Raw genomic sequence first — 16,936 nt, forward strand, 5'->3', positions numbered from 1 at the left:
GCATTTATGTGTCGACAATATTTACACATGAGGCCGGAGGGAAAATTTAGATCCTTTTATTTCAGTGCTTTGCAGGCCTGGCTCGAATCGTGCTCTCTATAGAATCACAAACTCGAGAAAGGGCTAAAAAGATGAGACTTCCGTTATTAACGTCGCTGTTCACCAGCGCTTTGTTGTCATTCGGAGCGCAAGCCACCGTTATTTTCCAGGATAACTTTGATTCCGAGGGCATTGCCGGTAACTCGGTGCTGGATTACAACAGCTTTGATAAATGGTCGGTGTCAGATGGCACTGTCGATCTGCTTGCTGACCCCAATGGGTGGAACATCGACTGCGCTGGCGGAACAGGTAAGTGTGTCGATATGGATGGATCCACCGGCAATGCAGGCGTTTTAACGTCCGATCTGATTTCACTGGATGCAGGTACGTACACACTGGCTTTCGATATTTCTGGCAACCAGCGCAATGGCAGCAATGATTCGATGGACGTGACTCTTGGAGGCTTTCTGAACGAAACTTTCAATCTGAGTGCCAGCGCTCCGTGGCAAACGATCACCCGTAGCTTCACCGTGACCACGCTGACCACGAATTCGCTAATCTTCAATCACGATGGCGGAGACAACATCGGCATCATTCTCGATAACGTCTCCCTGGCGTCTGTCTCTGTTCCTGAGCCAGGAACCTTGGCGCTTCTGGGCCTTGGGCTTCTGGGCCTGGGTGCCACGCGCAAGCGCAGAGCTGCCTGAAGCTAGAGTTACCGTAGTGCCCGAATCCCTAAAGGCCGGCCCTGATGCCGGCGTTTAGGGGGGTTCCGCAACCTATTAGCCCGCTTGATTTCCCACCATGTGCCCTGATTATTTGAACCATTAGTTCATTCAGAGGCAGATCTTCCATGACTGACATCCGACACGTTGTGTGTCCCCATTGCCACAAAACGAATCGTGTACCGGCCGACAAGCTTTCTGCCGGCGGTAACTGTGGTGCATGCAAGCAACCGCTGTGGCCGGATTCTGTTCTGGAACTGACAGAGCAGACCTTTGCAGCCCACACCGGGCGCAGCGATGTGCCCGTGCTGGTGGATTTCTGGGCCAGCTGGTGCGGCCCGTGTAAGGCGATGGCGCCCCAGTATGAGCAGGCGGCAAAGGAATGGCGGGGCAAGGTTCGCTTTGCCAAACTCAACACCGAACAGGCGCCTGGGCCGTCCAGCCAGTTTGGAATTCGCAGCATTCCCACGATGATTCTGTTCCAGGGCGGCCGGGAAATTGCCCGCCAGAGTGGTGCTATGAACAGTGCGCAGATCAGCCAGTGGTTGCAGTCGAAGGGCATTCGAAACTGAATGACGTCGGTGTGCCTTCCGTCCTTTCGGCCCTTTAAGAACAACTTGTCTGACATGCTGTTACCCTGATGGAGTTAACGGCATAGAATTGGCGCATGGAAGGGACCAGTTTGGTGGAAAAGTCTTATGACGTGATCATCGTGGGCGCAGGTTCGGCGGGGTGCGCAGCGGCGTTGTTGTACGCCCGGGCGGGCGTGTCTGTGGCGCTGGTTGAAAAGGCCTCCGCGATCGACGCCTACAAACCCTTGTGTACCCATTACGTTCAGCCTGGTGGTGTGGCGGTGCTCAAGGACCTGGGGGTCTACCAAACGTTGCTGGACAAAGGCGCTGTTCTCGGTGGCATGCGTTTCCGCTCGCCCTGGGGCGAGTTTTTACTGCCCCAGCTCGGTAAGGGGCAAGGTCTCAATATACAGCGGTCAGTTCTCGACCCCCTTTTGCGCCAACGGGCCAGTGATCACCCCCTCGTGGATCTGTACCTCGGAGTTCGCATCCGCGAGTTGGTTCAGGCAGACGATCGCTTCTCCGGTCTGATTTTGGAAAGCTCATCGGATGGCAGGTGCGAACTGTCTTCTCGCCTGCTGGTTGCTGCCGACGGTCGTAATTCAACAGTGACTCATATGGCGGGCATCAAACCCCGTCGAACACGTAATGATCGGATCAGTTTTTTTGCTTATTACCAGGGCTTGGCCCCCCGTGAGAGCGCTGATGTTCAGGTCTGGTCGGTGGGCCGGGGAGAGTCGTATGTTGCCGCTTTCCCCAATGAACCCGATCTTACTCTGATTAGTTGTTACGTGCCGGAGGCTCACGATCAGCAGTGGCGGGGCCGAAAGCAGGAGTGTCTTGAAGAGATGGTCGCGAGTCAGATGGGCACGCCCGATCTGCGCAGCGGTCGGCTGGTTTCGCCGCTGATGAGGGCACGGCGATTGGCATCGATGTGGCGTTCGGTCAGTGGCCCGGGTCTGGCCTTGGTGGGGGATGCGGGCGTGGCGGTTGATCCACTGGCTGGCGTGGGTATCACCTGGGCGCTGGAGTCGGCCCGTCTTCTGGTTCGTTGTACGGCGGCCCCATTGTATAAAGCGTCCAGCGACCACTCACTGCAGCGCTCATTGACGATCTATCGCGGCCGCCACTGGCTCTGGTTTGCTCCCCAGTACGCACTTATTTCCAGCTTTTCCCGCGTGAAACCATACAGTCCTTTGACGCGTGGCGTTCTGAGATTACTGGGGCGCCGGGCGCGACATCGGGGCTGTTACCACCCTCGCAACCGATGCAGTCCCTAGGTTACCACCGGGGGTACTCCGATCAGCGCCTGGTGCAGCCAGACCACAAACAGGCCGTAAACGATCAGTCCGCCGACCACCGCGATGGCATCGTTCATTGGCGTACCGGGCAACGCCGGGGTCTTGCGGGGCTGGCGTCGTTTCAGGGAAATACGGTCGGCCACCGCCCAGGCCAGGAAGCCTCCAAACAGCAACACATCCGCTAGCATGCCATTGGCCAACAAATGAGCCAGTGCCCACAGTTTTACCGCAATTAACATGGGGTGCTTGAGTGTCCGGCGGATATGCCCCGGCAGGTAGGTTGCAAACAGTAAGGGGAATACCGGTAGCAGCAACAGTAACGCAACGTGCCGCAGCCACATCGGGGGAGAGTAGAGCACCTCAGGCGTAAGCCTGGCCTGTCCGTAGCCCCAGATAATCAGGATGAGGCCCAGCAGGGCAATCAGGGAATACAATCCTTTAAAGGGCCCTTCTCCGAGTCTGGCTATCATCCGGTTGCGCCATGGGTCCGCAAAAATCGAGACCGAGTGTACCCCCAGAAATATCACCAGACCGAGAATTAATAACGTCATCACACATTCCTTGTAGCAACCAGACCGAATTTTAGAGAGCTTAGCCGAGGTGTACGATCGCGCAAAGGCGGTCGCGGTATTCCTCAGCAAGGCCATGCGATAGTTTGCAAATGCAATAAATAATGTCGCATTATTAAAGAAGCGTAATCGAGTCAATCCAGCGATTCCTCTTTTAATCCTGGATATCTCGTCAAAGTATGAATCGTTCTGAATGGTGAATGGAGTTTGTCATAGGGAGTTGCTCTCCATCTTGAGGTTACACAGGAGGAGAAACCGATGATTGTTCAAGCTCTCAAGAAACGCATTCTACCGCCGATCCTATGTGCAACAGTGCTAGTCGGCTCGGCGTCCGCACTGGCAGACTCGTATGTTGTTGGCGTTGAAAACGTCGATTATTACCCTCTCTACACATCCAGTGGCAGCAGCTATAGCGGATTTGGCCATGATGTTCTGGACGCATTCGCGGACGCCAGCGGGCACCAACTAAGCTACAAGCCTCTACCCGTGGCACGGTTGACAGCCGAATTTCTTGAAGGGAATACCGACTTGAAATTCCCGGACAATCCCAATTGGGCAGCAGGCGCGAAACAAGGAAAAGGTGTTGTCTACAGCGATCCTGTTCAGTCTTACGTCGATGGCACGATGGTTCTTCCCGAGAATAAGGGGCGTGGAGTGGAGGCAATTAACAGCCTGGGCATCGTCCGAGGTTTCACTCCCTGGGATTACAAAGGTCTCATCGATCAAGGCAAGGTGAAACTGCAAGAAGTTTCGAATCTTGCGTCACTGATCAAAATGGCCCGAGGTGGCAGGGTGGACGGCATCTATTTTAACGTGGACGTAGCCCGCCATGCTCTTGAGGAAGACCTGGGAGCCCCCGGCGCGCTCGTATTCGACCCCCAGTTGCCAAAGACTCGCTCTACCTACCATCTGTCCACAATACAGAATCCTGAAGTTATCGAAGAATTTAACGAATTTCTTGAAACCAACGCGGATGCGTTAGAGGCAATCCGCCAGAAATACGGATTGGATTAACGTTAGCGGAGCTTCCGGTCGCTTCGTCGCCGGCGACCAAGTCGACCCAGCCAATGCTGGTTCTCTGGTGATAAAGCGTTACAAAAATCATAAGGCGAAGACTGAAAGGCTGATTTATCTTTCACTTCTTACGGATTACAGGAGGGTTTTCATGAAAGCGTTATTTACTGCACTGGTAATGACGGCAGGCCTTGGCATGAGCGCTGCTAATGCCGAAACCGTCACGATTGCAACCGGAGAGTGGGAGCCATATCTGGGAGAGGATTTGAAGGGCGGCGGTCCGGTGGCTGAACTGGTTTCAGCCGCGTTCAAGAATCAGGGGTGGGACGTGAGCTTCGAATACTTCCCTTGGAAGCGTGGCTTCGAGATGACTTCGAGCGGGAAAATAGATGCGTCTATCGTCTGGAGTCGTAATGACGAACGGGCAGCTGAGGTGAACTTCAGCGATCCTGTGATAAACCTGGATACCGTCATTTTTCACACGAAAGGAAGCCCGGTGGAGTGGCAAAATGAGAGCGACCTGAAAAACGTCCATATGGGTGGCGTGATTGGCTACGACTACGGCTTCGTCAAGGAAGAAGACGGATACAATCTAAGTCGGGTCAGTGAAGCTGCCAGCAACTACAAAAAGATGGTTTCTGGCCGCGTAGATGCGGTACTCGAAGAGCGTCTTGTTGGTCAACAGATTGTGAAGGAACTCGGCGTGGGCGATAAGGTTGTCACCAACCCGAAACCGATCAAGTCCAAACCGTACTTTCTGGTGGTAGGCAAAGAAAATCCCCGCCACGCTGAAATACTGGACACATTCAATCGCGGGCTCGAGGAACTGAGGGCCAACGGTCAGTACGACACAATCCTTGACCGTTGAAGCAGCTGTTTCTGTGCGGCGGCTGGAAAGCCGCCGCACCCCGAAGCGGGCATATCTGAAATGGATCAGTGCGGTGCTATTTTGGTTTTGGGGAGCCATAGGCTCATGATTGCGGATAGCACTATGGCAACGGTAAACAGCCGGATCATGATGTCGTGGCGCGCCACGCTGACGATTTGATCGTCCCCCAGGACCGCGCCGAGCACTAGTATACTCAAAATGCCGCCCAGATAACGCATCGTGGAACTGACGCCGGCGGCCATTCCAGCCTGTTCGGGCTCGACGGCGCTCATCGAGGCTGACTGTGCAGGCGCGTTGCACAAGCCAAGGCCCAACCCAGACATCAGCAGGGCTGGCATCGCGCCCAGCGGGGATTCAAACGAATCAATGCCCCAGAGCAGACCAACGCCTGTCAGCAGCAACACACTTCCCAGAAGCGCCGCACTGCGTGCACCGATCCGGTCGGTCAGTTGTCCACCCAAGGGCGCGGCAACGACCATGCCGATCATCATGACGAAGAGCATGTAGCCGATGTCCCGTGGCTCCGTCATGCGGAATACGGAAAAGAATTGCGGCAACTGAAACAGCAATCCATACATTGCAAAGTTCTGCAGAGCGATGATCAGCGTTCCTGCGGTAAACGGAGGTAGGGAAAACAGGTGCGGATCAAAGACCGGTGCTGAGGTTTTCGCCTCCCATTTGATGAAGGCTGCTCCGGCAACGGCCGCCGCCAGCACCACGGCCATGAATACAGCCCCTTCAAGTTTGCTGGCCACGATCAGCAACGTCAGTGACAGCGCCAGTAGCCCGATGCCCATAAAATCGAGCGACCTTGTCAGCGTTCTCAGTGGTCGCTGAGCCGCTGTGTTTCCTGCAGGCAGGGGATACCGATGGAGCAGAAGCGCAGAGACAGCCAGAAAGGGCACATTGGCAACAAACACAGCGCGCCAGCCAAAAAGGCTCACGATCTCACCGCCCAGGACGGGCCCGCAGGCTGCGGCAATGGCCATTGTAGCGCCAAACAAGCCAAAGACACGGCCACGTCGCCCTTCGGGCACATGCAGGCGCAACAGGGCGAGGGTTGCCGGAACCACCAGGGCACCGGCGACGGCCATCAGGCAGCGCGACAGAAACAGGAAGCTGACACCCTGCGCCAGAACCCCGAAAGCCGCGCCAATTAAATAAAGGCCGATACCGGTCCACAGGATGCGCGAATGCCCGACGACATCGCTGATCTTTCCCGCCGGCCCCAGGCAAACCACGTTGACAACCAGATAACCGGTGACCAGCAAGCCCGTGATCAACACGAGATCTGCACTGATTCCGAGGCTGATGGACGGCAGCGCCACGGCGATCAGCGTCGAACACAGCGGCGCCTGGGCGGAGGCCATCAGCAGGCCTGCCATACTTGCGGTATTCATTCGGATGGCAGCGTTGTTGGCGCTCAAAGTGTCGTCCCGATATTGCCGTCAGGCCGCAGCCGATTTCGTCACCGGGCGTAATTGCAGCAGGTAGAGTGCGTCGCCTTCAAATGCCCATTCGATGTCATGGGGCCCAGTACCGAAAACGCCCTCGCACTGCGTCACAAGCCCGTGCAGCGCAGCCAGTTTTTTTGCATCAAGGCAGAGCTGTTCGACAAGATGCGCGGCGACCGCTTCGGTGCGGGTCAAGCCTCCGGGCACACGCTGCACGCAGGTATCCTTGAAACCTGCGCGGCTTTCAATCAGACGCCCTGCGCGATCCATGCGATAGCTGTCGGGAATGACCAGACCCTGCACTACGGCTTCCCCCAGGCCCCACGAAGCCTCGACGACAAGCTCGTCCTGACCGGTCACGGGGTTACAGGTGAATAGCACGCCAGCCACATCGGCGGCGACAAGGCGCTGGATGACCACGCCCATGCATATGGCTGTGTCTGCCCCGACGCGCTCCCGATACGCCTGGGCAGACTTCGTCCGCGCGGATTCCCAGACGATCATAATTGCTTCGGAAACCGCCTCGAAACCCATGAGGTTGAGAACAGTCGCATGTTGCCCGGCGAAGCTTGCACTTACAGAGTCTTCGCCGATGGCCGACGATCTGACGGCTACTGGTCCGGTCATCTGCGAACATAATCTGGCGAGTTCCGTCCGCGCACTGGCGTTCCCTGCCGCGATGGCATCGACGAACCTGGTATCGAGCGCGAACCCTTCGGGCACAGGCAACCCGGCGCGGAGCGCTGCACCGAGTTGTGTGGCCTTTCCGCCATACACCGACTCATCGCAGGCAGAGGCCAGCGGAGCCGGTTTCACGGTGAGTCGATCCGGACTTCGCCTGTCGTTCCGTCCACGGTCACACGGGTTCCGTCAGCAATCTGAGCCGTGGCGTTACGGGTCCCGACAACGGAGGGAATGCCATATTCGCGTCCCACGATGGCGGCGTGTGACAGCAAGCCGCCCGCATTCGTGACAATGGCCCCCAGCAGGGGAAGCACGATGTTGAAGGAATCAGTGGTCGCTGCCGTGACTAGCACGTCACCACGTTCCAGACGGCCCAGGTCATCCGGCCCGTCGATGACCCGCGCGATGCCGCTGTAGGTTCCGGGGCTTGCGCCGATTCCCCTGATGACGGCGCTGTCGCGTTCACTTTGAACGTCGGCCCCCAGGGATTGAATGGCCGTCACCAGGGCGGTCATCACCCGTATCACGTGGGGTGGCAAACCGTCCATCGGAGGGGGCGGCGACGCGGGATCACCAAGTTCCGCAGGCGCGGTGTCGACGCGATGCCCTTTGCGATAGGTGGCGCGTGCCGCAAGTTCGGCCCCGCTTGGGCCACCCTGTCGGCCGAGAAGGGCCTGGATCTCGTCGTAACTTGCCTCGATAAGATGCGCGGCCTCTTCGATCAGGCCTTCTGCAGCAAGCCTTGCTCCGGCGGAAAGCAGCGCGCGGCGCATGACACCGCCGGCCCAGACGTCGCTGTAAAATCCACGTTCGTCACGCAGCCGCGACACCAGACGCACTTCGTCGAGAAGCTCATCGAAATCGGCACGGTGTTCTGCCGGAATCTTTTCCCGCAATCTGGACACGTCTGCTTCGGAAGCAGCCCCAGCGTGAGCCGCGCTCTGTTCGACAGCCATCCTGATCCGGGTGAGCAGCGCGTCGGGTACTTCAATAGCTGAGGGCTCGCCGGTATCAAGACTGTTAAGCAATCGGTCACCGACCACGCCGAGATAATCCCTGGTTGCTTCACCCAGAGGTCCCGGGGCATCGCGAAGCTGTGCAAGGATATCCGCACTTGCCTTTCCGGATGTCAGGATTTGAAGGGCATCCGGGCTGTTGCGTATCTCCTCGGCCAGTCGATCCATCTCTGGAAAGGTCCCGGCGGATTCCGGTGCCGATCCACGCGTCAATGCCAGAAACTCGCCGATGGGAGCGTCCGTCCATGCGCCGACATGGGCCATGAAATCACCGACGGGAAGAATCGCGGCCAGATTGAAGCTGTGATGCTGATGAATCATCCGCTCCAGGTTGTCCCGGCATAGTTCGATATAAGCGATCAACTCATGGTCGGACAACGCCTGCGGGTCCACGGCAAGTAGCTCTTTATGCGTTCTGATCGAGGCGGGTTTTACCTCGCGGTCCCAGCGCTCCAGATCCTCGCGCCAGATTTTTTTGCGGAACACATCTTCGGCGGCTTTGAAGCGCGCCGGAATTTCCGCCTCGGGCGCCGGTACGACAGTGGAATAGGCAAAGCCGTTTACAAACCGGTAGTCGAGGGTGTCGATCAGTAACCCGTAGCGGCGCGCGCAGTCCAGAAAACCCTTGGTGATGCCTTGCGGGTGAATCTCGGCCTGAAAACGAGAAACTGGTCGCGGAAAATGGGCCGCGTCAACGGACCATGATCCCGGGCCAGGTGCTTCAAATACGGATGAGGTGGATAAGGTTGATGTGTTCATGGTGTGGTGTCCTGGCATGAATTTACGAGTGTTACGTGTCCCTGTTAATCAACAGCACCGGCCGCCCGGTGCATTTCTGCACGGGGAATGTCGATTGATTGCCATTGATTAAACAGTAGACCCAGCCAGGGTTTCGAACAAGAAAATGATGGTTTGAGGGCGGGCGCTCGGGCCCGCGTTTGATCGAAGGGAAAAGCTGCGAAAACTGAACGCAGGCCTTAGTGTGAATGTTCGCCAAGCAGGTAATGAACCAGCTCATTCAGGCTGTCTTCCGACATCCGCCACCGTGGCATCGTAGCGTGCAGTTGGTCACCATCGGGGCCAACACCATTCACGATGGCTTGTTTAAGGGACGACTCGTCGTAAGACGCATGGTCGTGGCCGTCATCGTGTTCCTTAAGCAGTGGTCCGTTGGTTAACGCCGGAGCTGTTACCCAGAAACGCGGCCACATGATGGCGCCACCTTCCTTTTTTGATCCATGGCAGCTGGCACAGCCGCCCCCATGCATCTGCATGTGGTGGTTGCCGCCAATCGGGCGCATCCGTTCACCGGAGCTGGAAACTCCCGTGAAATAGAGGCGTTCCCCCTCACTGCTGAAAGACTCGGGATAATTTCCGACGCCGTACCGACTGTGGTGACCGTCCATGCACCCGGATAACATCAACGCGACAAAGGTTAGAGCTGATACTGTCTTGATTCCGTTGCGTTTCGACATTTTGCTTCCTTTTCGCGTGTCAGAATTTCAGTCTACAACTAGACCATCTATTTAGTTTGGGTCGACCTGCTCCGGACGAAGGGCTTTCGGAGGCTGGCTCATCGGTGTCCCGTGTTTCCCTAAAAATGGTAGCTCATGCCCAGTCGTATAACGATTAACCCAGCATTAGCTTCTTCATCGTTGAGGTTTATCTCACTTCCTGCTGCTGTGAACTCGAGGTGGGAAGAAAGGGTATCGGTAATGCGGTAACCCAACCCAGCGCCATGAATCGGTCTGAATTGGCTTTCATTGTCTGAATCTCCAGCAATCTCGACATCATATTCATAGTGAGCTAAACCTAAAATCCCGTAGAGCGAGCCTCCCCAATCCCATTCATACCCAACATTGGCTTTTAAGCCGTATTGATCGCCGACACTTATAGTGTCTCCGCTATTGTAGTTTTCATCGTTCGATGTGTTGTTGTAGAAAAGCTCACCCGCAATAAAGAAACCTCGAGTAAGCTGTTTTTTATAACCGGCATATAGGCCAGGTGACGTTCTGGACTGGTCACGGTTTTCTGTATTACTGCCGCCTTCATCAACAAAATATCCCGAATGAGCCAAGCCAATTCCACCGTACCAACCTTCGTTTTCATTAGCCTGGGCTTCTAATGAAATAATACTTGCCACAAACACATAGGCATAAATGAAAGGCTTTGAATTTTCCATAGAAATACATTCCTGTTTTGTAAGGCCTAAGAAATATTTAAAACTGCGGGGAGTGATCTATTTGTCGCGATCCTCGGTCTCGGTGTACTCAAGCAGGTCGGCGGGCTGGCATTCCAGAACCTCGCACAATTTATTCAGGGTTGAGAACCTAATAGCCTTTGCTTTACCCGTTTTGAGAATCGAAAGGTTGGCCATAGTGATACCAACCTTATCGGCCAGCTCAGACAAACGCATTTTTCTCTTTGCCAGCATGACATCGAGATTCACGACAATCGCCATAATTAAACTAAGGCTCCAGTTTCCAAATACGATATTTCATCAAATTGTTAGCTCTGACTCCTCTTGTATTCTGGCTGCGTGTTCCATGATTTTTGCGACTAGAAGCATAAAAAGGCCGGGAACGAGGTAACTTGAATTAAACATGACGGCATCCATCCAGTCAGGCATCTGGGGGATGATGTCCTGAGTGAAAAGGTAAGCGCCAACTACCGGCGCCAGTGCAACTTCGAACAGGCAAAGCCCTAGCAATATCCAGCCGACATTGAGAAAGCAAAGGGCATTGGGGACGGTAAACACTTTGCTTTGCCTATAGAGGCCACACAGCAACCAAATTTGCCACAACACAGCCAGCCACAGGATATGCTCAATGCCCAATAGGGCTGCTATTACCAGCCGATCCTGCACCTCAAAAGTGGATATGGATTTGCTCCATAGCTCGCCCCCGATGTGTAGCGCAATGGGAATATCGCTGGCGAAGAGCACGACAAGTTCAGCAACATTCACGACAGCGGCAATCCAAACCAGTAGGTTCAACCAGTACGCGAACTTTTGTACGACGGAGAATTGATCTTTTTCATGCATGGTTAAGAGCCCAACGAATCACCCAATGGCCGTAGAGTAGTGATCAATGTATCACAAAGCAACAAAAAATTATCGAAAAACGATAAATTATCGAAGGGTCGGGACCCATTACGCTGTCCCATCAGTCATGGGCAGGGAAAAAACGGTCCCGGTTGTGGAGGAACCTTGCCAACACCAGAGCAACAGCCGTTTGACGAACCGGATATGCTAGACTTTGCATTCAGTTAGCGACTGCCAATCCTGTAGATGCAAGTCACCTATATTCAAAACAAATTATTACCTCCCCAGTCGAAATCCCTCATCCGCAGGCCATCGGTGCTGGCCGATTTTACGTGGGATGCGGATACCAATGTGCTAGCAGTGGTTGCGCCGTCGGGCTATGGGAAAAGCTGCCTGATTGAACAATGGTTGTCTGACCAAGGCGATTTGTTCGCCTGGGTGCGGTGGGATAGCCATGACAACAGTGCACGGACGTTCTGGAAGTATGTCTCGCTGGCGCTGGGCCGGTTGGTTCCGGACATCGAACAGGATATGGGCCGGCTGCTGTCTCAATCAACGGAGTTGAATTACGACGAGTATGTGGATTGGTTGTTAAATCGACTGGAAGCGGTCAGCCGTCGATGGGATCGCCCGTCGCGTTTCACCATCGTGCTGGACAATTTTCACCATCTGACTCACCCGGATATCCTTTCCTCGTTCTCCCGACTGTTGGAGTATGCCCCCCATTGGTTGAAGTTTATTATCGGCAGTCGCACGTCGCCTGAGCTCGGATTGGTGGAGATGCTGAGTAAAGGTCGAGCCGTGTTAATCACCAAAGCGCGGCTGGGCTTCAGTGACGCGGAGACGAAGGCCTACATGCAGGCCCTGTTGGGCACTGAGTTATCGGATACCGATCTTCAACGCGTACAGGCCAAAACGGAAGGGTGGCCCGCGCTGGTCAATATCCTCTGTATTTCGATGAAATCGGGTTTGTTGCTTGAGGAGGCGCTTTCAACGTCCGAAACGACGATGTCGGAATTTCTGTCGCAGCAGTTGTATTCGCACCTGTCTTCAGATCAGCAGGCAGTCTGCAACCTGTTAAGCATTCCGGGAAAATTCAATAACGAGTTGGCCCGTTTGTTATTCGGCGATGCAGGGGCGCGGGCGTTCCGGGAGTTTACCCGGCAGGACTATCTCGCCTGCGCTTCAAGCTATGAAAAGGGATGGTTTGTGTTCAATCCGCTGTTCCGGGAATGGCTCGCCAATCGCGTTGAGTTAGCGGAAGCGGACGGGGAAAAGCTGGATCGGATGATTGATTTTTTTGCGGATGGTCATCAGTTTGAAGAGGCGATGTCCGTTGCCACCCGAACCCAATCCTGGGAGCGTGCCCTTCAAATCATACAAGCGGCCTACCCGAATCACTTGCAGCTTTACCAGTCCGGTTCGCTTCCCAGGGTATTGGAATTGTTTCCCGCTGATTTTGTGGAGCGCCAACCTTATTTGTTGATGGCCAAAGCACTTCTCTGTTTCAGCCTGTTTCGATATGAAGAGTCGAAACGGTATCTGGAGTTGTTGGAGAACACGCTTGAAGAAACGCACGACGTGGGCGGGTCGCTGCACATCGGGGCTCATTTTCTACGCAGCCACATGTTGCGGTTTACCGGGCAGGTAGAGGAAGCCACGCACCATACCCGGCAGGTTCTGGACGCGCTGAAAGAGCAGAATTCGCCCTTCCTGTGTTGGTGCTATTGCGGCCTGACAGCCGACAGTTTCCTGAACGATCAGATTAACGACTGTGTCGACTATGCATTCAAAAGTGTGGCCCTGGCCAAAAAGGCCGAGGACGGCGCATGCTTGATTGCCTCGCTCGGATGGTTGCTGCCGGCGTTGTTGTTGAACGGAAAACTGTCGTTGGCGGAACAGGTGGCCGAGGAAAATCTGGTCTGGTTGAAGGACAGAGGCCTTGATTGCCTGCCGGATATGGTGATGGTGTATTCGCAGCTGGTCACGATTCATCGTGAGCGGTTCGATCTGTCTTCTGCCTGGCAGGATTATCGGCTTCTTCAGGCGCGGTTGGATTCCCATACCGACCCCCGCAACATCATCCATGCCCGTTATGTGGTGTTATTTGAACTGCTGGTGAGTTCCGGGCACCTGGAAGAGGCACAAAACGTCGTTACCGAATTGGAAGCCGAGGTGAGGAGTAATTACACCGAGCAGGATTTTGTCGGTTTCTTTGACCTGAAGGCCATGGACGCCGTGGTGGCTTTGAAGCGAGGCCAGGTGCAGCCTTTATTGGCGTGGTACCAACAGCGACAGCAGCACCGCCCGGACGTCACGCATCGGGAACGCAATCTGGCCTTGCTCGAGTGTGTGGCCGAGCTCTTTATGCAACGTGATTGCTCGGAAAAACTGGCAAGCATCCGCGCCCAGTCGTTGGAAAACGGTGCCATCTATCGGGTGGTCAAGGCGGATATTTTAATGGCGCTTCAGCTGTCTATGCAGGGTAAGCCAGACATCGCCCAGCAGAGGATGGAGCAGGCCTTGTCTCTCGCTCAATCGGCGGGCTTTGTGGGTGTATTTGCAGACGACCTGCAACAGCTGGAAGCTTTTATCAAAAAAGCGCAGCAACAGGCGTCACTCGAAAAATACTGTCAGCAACTGCTCGCGCTTCGGTCTGCCTTGCCATTCTCTACAGGCGTTGAAGAGGGGGCCACAAAGGCTGAGGCTGCCCTGGTTGAAAAGCTCACGCCCAGAGAAATCGAAGTGTTGCAGATGCTTGCCGAAGGCAAGTCGAACAAATGGATCGCGGAGCAAATGGAGGTGTCGTTGTCCACGGTCAAGAATCACGTGAGTAATGTCTTTGGTAAATTGCAGGTAACCAGTCGTACTGAAGCAGTGTCGGTGGCGAGAAAAGTCGAGCTGTTATAGCAACGAAAGCGAAACAGCCCGCGCTTCCTGGGTAATTGCAGGCAATCTGGAACGAAACGCGGGCCTGGGCCAGTTCTTAGTGGCCGTAAATGTTCAAGTCAGCTTGCATCGACAGGTCGGTCATGTAGACGTGTCCGATGGCCGGCGCATTACCCAGAGTTATGTTCGTGAAGTCCATGTCGCCAGACGCATCCGTCAGATTGAAGCGCAGTCCCTTGCTTGGATCGGCGTTCGCACCGATATCTACCTGAGCATGAAAGTAGGAGACGCTTTCACCCGTCACTGTGTTGTCATAGATTAGGACATCTTCGCCCCGTCGGTTGTGAACGGCGAAATCCATCGACGTATTCATGATGTCCAGGGTCATTTCCCCGTCAGCCTGTAGATAGCTATTGATGTTCATGGTGTTTTCCTGGCCATCCACGACGATGTCTATCGGGCCGACAAAACCGTGCATCATTACGTCGGACATCAGGACGGTTCCCGTATTCGAGGCACCTTCTCCCGCACTCATGGAGCTTGTTCCCAGGCTGACCCGGTCCGTGTACGCGCCGAAATCGATCATATCGGCTTCATCAATCGCGCCGATGGAGATCACCAGATCACCGTCGCTGATTGCCACGGCGGATTCGCCATGATCACCGGCGGAGGCTGACGAGAGTGCCAGAGCTGAGCCTGAGATTTTTCCCAGGCCCCACTGGCTCTGTAGTGCCGCGGCATCGGTGCCGCCACCGGCAATGTCGATGGTCATCTTCACGTTATCCAACAGGTCGCCTTCGGTAACAGCCAGGCCGCGGCGGGCCTGGACTCTGCCGGCACCGGCAAGCCCCGTATTTTCAATGAAGACATTGCCCTGGTCTTTGTAGTTGATTTCTCCAATGGTGATCTGTGCATCGGACAGCTCAATGGTAATACCGGCTTGACCGGTTACAGCGGACATGGAGTTATCATCAAGCGACTTCAGTTCTGCCTGCGCCGCTAACGGTAGGGTGAGTGTCAGAAGCATCGCTCCAGTTGGTTTCAGGCCTTTCATAGTGTTCTCCTTATAATCGTTTTAGGGGTGACGTAAACAGTTACCCGAGGTTCCAATTAAGGAGGAAAGGCAAGTACCAAGAGAGGCCCATAAGTACTGGGTGGCCGATGGAAAGGGTGATGGGTTTCACATCTTGCTGATCGGCGATACACGCGACACATCGCTTCCTGATCTTCTTGAACAGATACTGCGATGCAGCCATGCTGTCACGGCTTCCGCACTTTGAGGCTGAATCAAATTTCCTGACCTGGTCTGACGCTAATGCGCATTCGTGTGACGCACCAACGAATTACCCTTGTGTTGCAGTTGATCCTCGCGGGTGAAGCCGTGTTGGCCGTGATCAGCCAGAATTGGTTCACGGCATTTCTGACGTCGATGATCATCGCGATTACTTTTTTCCCGATGCTGTTCGAGCGCCGCTTCCGCATTCATATTCCGCCGGAGCTGCAACTGGCGGCCATCGGGTTTGTGTTTGCGTCATTGTTTCTTGGCGAGATTCGCGACTACTACACCCGGTTCTGGTGGTGGGACATTGCCCTGCATACCACGTCCGGGTTTTTGCTGGGCATTCTTGGCTTTCTGCTGGTGCACATCATGAACGAAACCGAAAAGATCCACGTGCACATGAACCCCGGGTTTGTGGCGTTCTTTGCCTTCATGTTTGCACTGGGCGTGGGTGCGCTGTGGGAGATTTTCGAGTTCACCATGGACGCGGTGTTCGGTATGAATATGCAAAAGCCGATGCTGGGCGACCCGTCGGGGCTGACGGACACCATGTGGGATTTGATTGTGGACGCCACCGGCGCCCTGGTGATTTCCGTGCTGGGGTGGCGTTACCTCAAGAACCCGGACAAGCGTTTCTTTCTGGAGAGATGGATTGACTCGTTTATCGAACGGAACCCACGGTTCTTCAAACGTTAACGCAAACACAAGCAGTGGCCGCTAGGCGGGAAGAGGGCGATAGGCGATAGCCTGCGCTTCTTCACGGTCCATACCCAGAGCCTGCAGCAGCATCGAGGCGACGATTTCCCCATGATGTTCCACAGCTCGATCTTCGACGACGTCGATCATGGCACCCATCGCACCGGATACCACCAGCCCGATGGCGAGCTCTTCGTTATCAAAGCTGAAAAGCTTCTGCTCGTACCCGGCACGCAAGTCTTTAAGTACATTGGCCGCCAGCTTGGAGCGCATGCCCTCCGCGTAGCGCACAACGTTGACCAACGCGCTGGCCCAATTGGGATCCTTCTCGGCTTTGCGGACGAACACGCGAACACCGACTGCCAGGCGCTCGGCACCGTTGGTAACGCCTTCGCTCAGAACATTGACCTGTTGCGACAGGTTTTCGGCCAGCGCTATAGCCACCGCTTCCAAGACAGCTTCCTTGCTCCGGAAGTAGTTGTAGATAGTACCGTTGGACACGCCCGCTTCCCTGGCGAGTTCGTTCAGGGCAAGTTCGCCGGCTCCTTTTTCCGCGTAGATCCGCAACGCCGCATCGATGAGCTGCTGCCGGGTCCGGGCTTTTTTCTTGTGGCCGCGGGTCAACTTGCCGCTGTGTGCTTTAGTTGGAGTTGCGTCAGATCCTGTCGTACCAGTCATCATTTATCACATCCGTTGCGATTACACGATCCGGGTAGTGTAATGAAAAAATCTCAATATTGAGAGAAGTCTGGATGGATCAGAGGCT

Annotated in this window: 17 protein-coding genes; 7 read left to right on the top strand and 10 right to left on the bottom strand. The window is 55.1% G+C overall.

Annotated elements, in window-relative coordinates:
• Positions 1–131: 131 nt before the first annotated feature.
• From QLQ17_RS05115 to QLQ17_RS05125, 3 genes are all read left to right on the top strand, one after another.
• Positions 132–746: a PEP-CTERM sorting domain-containing protein gene (locus tag QLQ17_RS05115; protein WP_283208461.1), complete on the top strand. Its 615-nt coding sequence runs from the start codon at positions 132–134 to the stop codon at positions 744–746.
• A 146-nt stretch (positions 747–892) separates the two neighbouring features.
• The gene (gene trxC, locus QLQ17_RS05120; protein WP_283208462.1) at positions 893–1,336 is read left to right on the top strand and encodes a thioredoxin TrxC; all 444 of its coding nucleotides are present in this window, start codon (positions 893–895) and stop codon (positions 1,334–1,336) included.
• Positions 1,337–1,431: 95 nt separating this feature from the next.
• Positions 1,432–2,616 carry an NAD(P)/FAD-dependent oxidoreductase gene (locus tag QLQ17_RS05125; protein WP_283208463.1) on the top strand — a complete coding sequence of 395 codons (1,185 nt, stop codon included), beginning with the start codon at positions 1,432–1,434 and terminating at the stop codon, positions 2,614–2,616.
• On the opposite strand, the gene QLQ17_RS05130 is transcribed toward QLQ17_RS05125, so the two are convergent.
• Complete coding sequence (locus QLQ17_RS05130) at positions 2,613–3,188, bottom strand: NnrU family protein (protein WP_283208464.1); 576 nt, start codon at positions 3,186–3,188, stop codon at positions 2,613–2,615. The genes QLQ17_RS05125 and QLQ17_RS05130 overlap by 4 nt on opposite strands.
• Before the next feature lie 276 nt (positions 3,189–3,464).
• Between QLQ17_RS05130 and QLQ17_RS05135 the strand changes: the two genes are divergently transcribed.
• Both QLQ17_RS05135 and QLQ17_RS05140 read left to right on the top strand, forming a co-directional pair.
• Positions 3,465–4,220 (top strand): transporter substrate-binding domain-containing protein, encoded by a 756-nt coding sequence (locus QLQ17_RS05135; protein ID WP_283208465.1) that lies wholly within the window; start codon positions 3,465–3,467, stop codon positions 4,218–4,220.
• Between the two features lie 151 nt (positions 4,221–4,371).
• On the top strand, positions 4,372–5,088 hold the full coding sequence (locus tag QLQ17_RS05140) for a substrate-binding periplasmic protein (RefSeq protein WP_283208466.1): 717 nt from the start codon (positions 4,372–4,374) through the stop codon (positions 5,086–5,088).
• A gap of 65 nt (positions 5,089–5,153) precedes the next feature.
• On the opposite strand, the gene QLQ17_RS05145 is transcribed toward QLQ17_RS05140, so the two are convergent.
• From QLQ17_RS05145 to QLQ17_RS05175, 7 genes are all read right to left on the bottom strand, one after another.
• Positions 5,154–6,536 carry an MFS transporter gene (locus tag QLQ17_RS05145; protein WP_283208467.1) on the bottom strand — a complete coding sequence of 461 codons (1,383 nt, stop codon included), beginning with the start codon at positions 6,534–6,536 and terminating at the stop codon, positions 5,154–5,156.
• Between the two features lie 21 nt (positions 6,537–6,557).
• Positions 6,558–7,379, bottom strand: a complete 822-nt coding sequence (locus QLQ17_RS05150) for a PEP/pyruvate-binding domain-containing protein (protein WP_283208468.1) — start codon at positions 7,377–7,379, stop codon at positions 6,558–6,560.
• A complete protein-coding gene (locus QLQ17_RS05155; RefSeq protein WP_283208469.1) occupies positions 7,376–9,022 on the bottom strand; it encodes a PEP-utilizing enzyme in 1,647 nt (548 codons plus the stop codon). The genes QLQ17_RS05150 and QLQ17_RS05155 overlap by 4 nt, the downstream gene beginning before the upstream one ends.
• A gap of 218 nt (positions 9,023–9,240) precedes the next feature.
• Positions 9,241–9,738 (bottom strand): c-type cytochrome, encoded by a 498-nt coding sequence (locus QLQ17_RS05160; RefSeq protein ID WP_283208470.1) that lies wholly within the window; start codon positions 9,736–9,738, stop codon positions 9,241–9,243.
• A gap of 119 nt (positions 9,739–9,857) precedes the next feature.
• Positions 9,858–10,445: an outer membrane beta-barrel protein gene (locus QLQ17_RS05165; RefSeq protein ID WP_283208471.1), complete on the bottom strand. Its 588-nt coding sequence runs from the start codon at positions 10,443–10,445 to the stop codon at positions 9,858–9,860.
• A 57-nt stretch (positions 10,446–10,502) separates the two neighbouring features.
• The gene (locus QLQ17_RS05170) at positions 10,503–10,724 is read right to left on the bottom strand and encodes a helix-turn-helix domain-containing protein (RefSeq protein ID WP_283208472.1); all 222 of its coding nucleotides are present in this window, start codon (positions 10,722–10,724) and stop codon (positions 10,503–10,505) included.
• A gap of 39 nt (positions 10,725–10,763) precedes the next feature.
• Positions 10,764–11,306 carry a DUF2975 domain-containing protein gene (locus QLQ17_RS05175; protein ID WP_283208473.1) on the bottom strand — a complete coding sequence of 181 codons (543 nt, stop codon included), beginning with the start codon at positions 11,304–11,306 and terminating at the stop codon, positions 10,764–10,766.
• Positions 11,307–11,657: 351 nt separating this feature from the next.
• Between QLQ17_RS05175 and QLQ17_RS05180 the strand changes: the two genes are divergently transcribed.
• On the top strand, positions 11,658–14,216 hold the full coding sequence (locus tag QLQ17_RS05180) for a LuxR C-terminal-related transcriptional regulator (RefSeq protein WP_283208474.1): 2,559 nt from the start codon (positions 11,658–11,660) through the stop codon (positions 14,214–14,216).
• A 76-nt stretch (positions 14,217–14,292) separates the two neighbouring features.
• On the opposite strand, the gene QLQ17_RS05185 is transcribed toward QLQ17_RS05180, so the two are convergent.
• Positions 14,293–15,249, bottom strand: a complete 957-nt coding sequence (locus QLQ17_RS05185) for a DUF6160 family protein (RefSeq protein WP_283208475.1) — start codon at positions 15,247–15,249, stop codon at positions 14,293–14,295.
• 261 nt (positions 15,250–15,510) lie between these two features.
• Between QLQ17_RS05185 and QLQ17_RS05190 the strand changes: the two genes are divergently transcribed.
• A complete protein-coding gene (locus QLQ17_RS05190; protein WP_283208476.1) occupies positions 15,511–16,170 on the top strand; it encodes a DUF2238 domain-containing protein in 660 nt (219 codons plus the stop codon).
• 21 nt (positions 16,171–16,191) lie between these two features.
• Here QLQ17_RS05190 and QLQ17_RS05195 read toward each other — a convergent pair whose 3' ends face one another.
• Positions 16,192–16,851 carry a TetR/AcrR family transcriptional regulator gene (locus QLQ17_RS05195; RefSeq protein ID WP_283208477.1) on the bottom strand — a complete coding sequence of 220 codons (660 nt, stop codon included), beginning with the start codon at positions 16,849–16,851 and terminating at the stop codon, positions 16,192–16,194.
• Positions 16,852–16,936: the final 85 nt, after the last annotated feature.

Origin of the sequence: Marinobacter sp. CHS3-4 (assembly GCF_030053415.1) — a bacterium.
Lineage (GTDB): Bacteria > Pseudomonadota > Gammaproteobacteria > Pseudomonadales > Oleiphilaceae > Marinobacter.

Coding starts and splice junctions, on each gene's coding strand:
- QLQ17_RS05170 (WP_283208472.1), bottom strand. CDS start 10,724: ATGGCGATTGTCGTGAATCTCGATGTCATGCTGGCAAAGAGAAAAATG.
- QLQ17_RS05190 (WP_283208476.1), top strand. CDS start 15,511: ATGCGCATTCGTGTGACGCACCAACGAATTACCCTTGTGTTGCAGTTG.
- QLQ17_RS05135 (WP_283208465.1), top strand. CDS start 3,465: ATGATTGTTCAAGCTCTCAAGAAACGCATTCTACCGCCGATCCTATGT.
- QLQ17_RS05140 (WP_283208466.1), top strand. CDS start 4,372: ATGAAAGCGTTATTTACTGCACTGGTAATGACGGCAGGCCTTGGCATG.
- QLQ17_RS05175 (WP_283208473.1), bottom strand. CDS start 11,306: ATGCATGAAAAAGATCAATTCTCCGTCGTACAAAAGTTCGCGTACTGG.
- QLQ17_RS05185 (WP_283208475.1), bottom strand. CDS start 15,249: ATGAAAGGCCTGAAACCAACTGGAGCGATGCTTCTGACACTCACCCTA.
- QLQ17_RS05165 (WP_283208471.1), bottom strand. CDS start 10,445: ATGGAAAATTCAAAGCCTTTCATTTATGCCTATGTGTTTGTGGCAAGT.
- QLQ17_RS05115 (WP_283208461.1), top strand. CDS start 132: ATGAGACTTCCGTTATTAACGTCGCTGTTCACCAGCGCTTTGTTGTCA.
- QLQ17_RS05125 (WP_283208463.1), top strand. CDS start 1,432: ATGGAAGGGACCAGTTTGGTGGAAAAGTCTTATGACGTGATCATCGTG.
- QLQ17_RS05130 (WP_283208464.1), bottom strand. CDS start 3,188: ATGACGTTATTAATTCTCGGTCTGGTGATATTTCTGGGGGTACACTCG.
- QLQ17_RS05160 (WP_283208470.1), bottom strand. CDS start 9,738: ATGTCGAAACGCAACGGAATCAAGACAGTATCAGCTCTAACCTTTGTC.
- QLQ17_RS05195 (WP_283208477.1), bottom strand. CDS start 16,851: ATGATGACTGGTACGACAGGATCTGACGCAACTCCAACTAAAGCACAC.
- QLQ17_RS05155 (WP_283208469.1), bottom strand. CDS start 9,022: ATGAACACATCAACCTTATCCACCTCATCCGTATTTGAAGCACCTGGC.
- trxC (WP_283208462.1), top strand. CDS start 893: ATGACTGACATCCGACACGTTGTGTGTCCCCATTGCCACAAAACGAAT.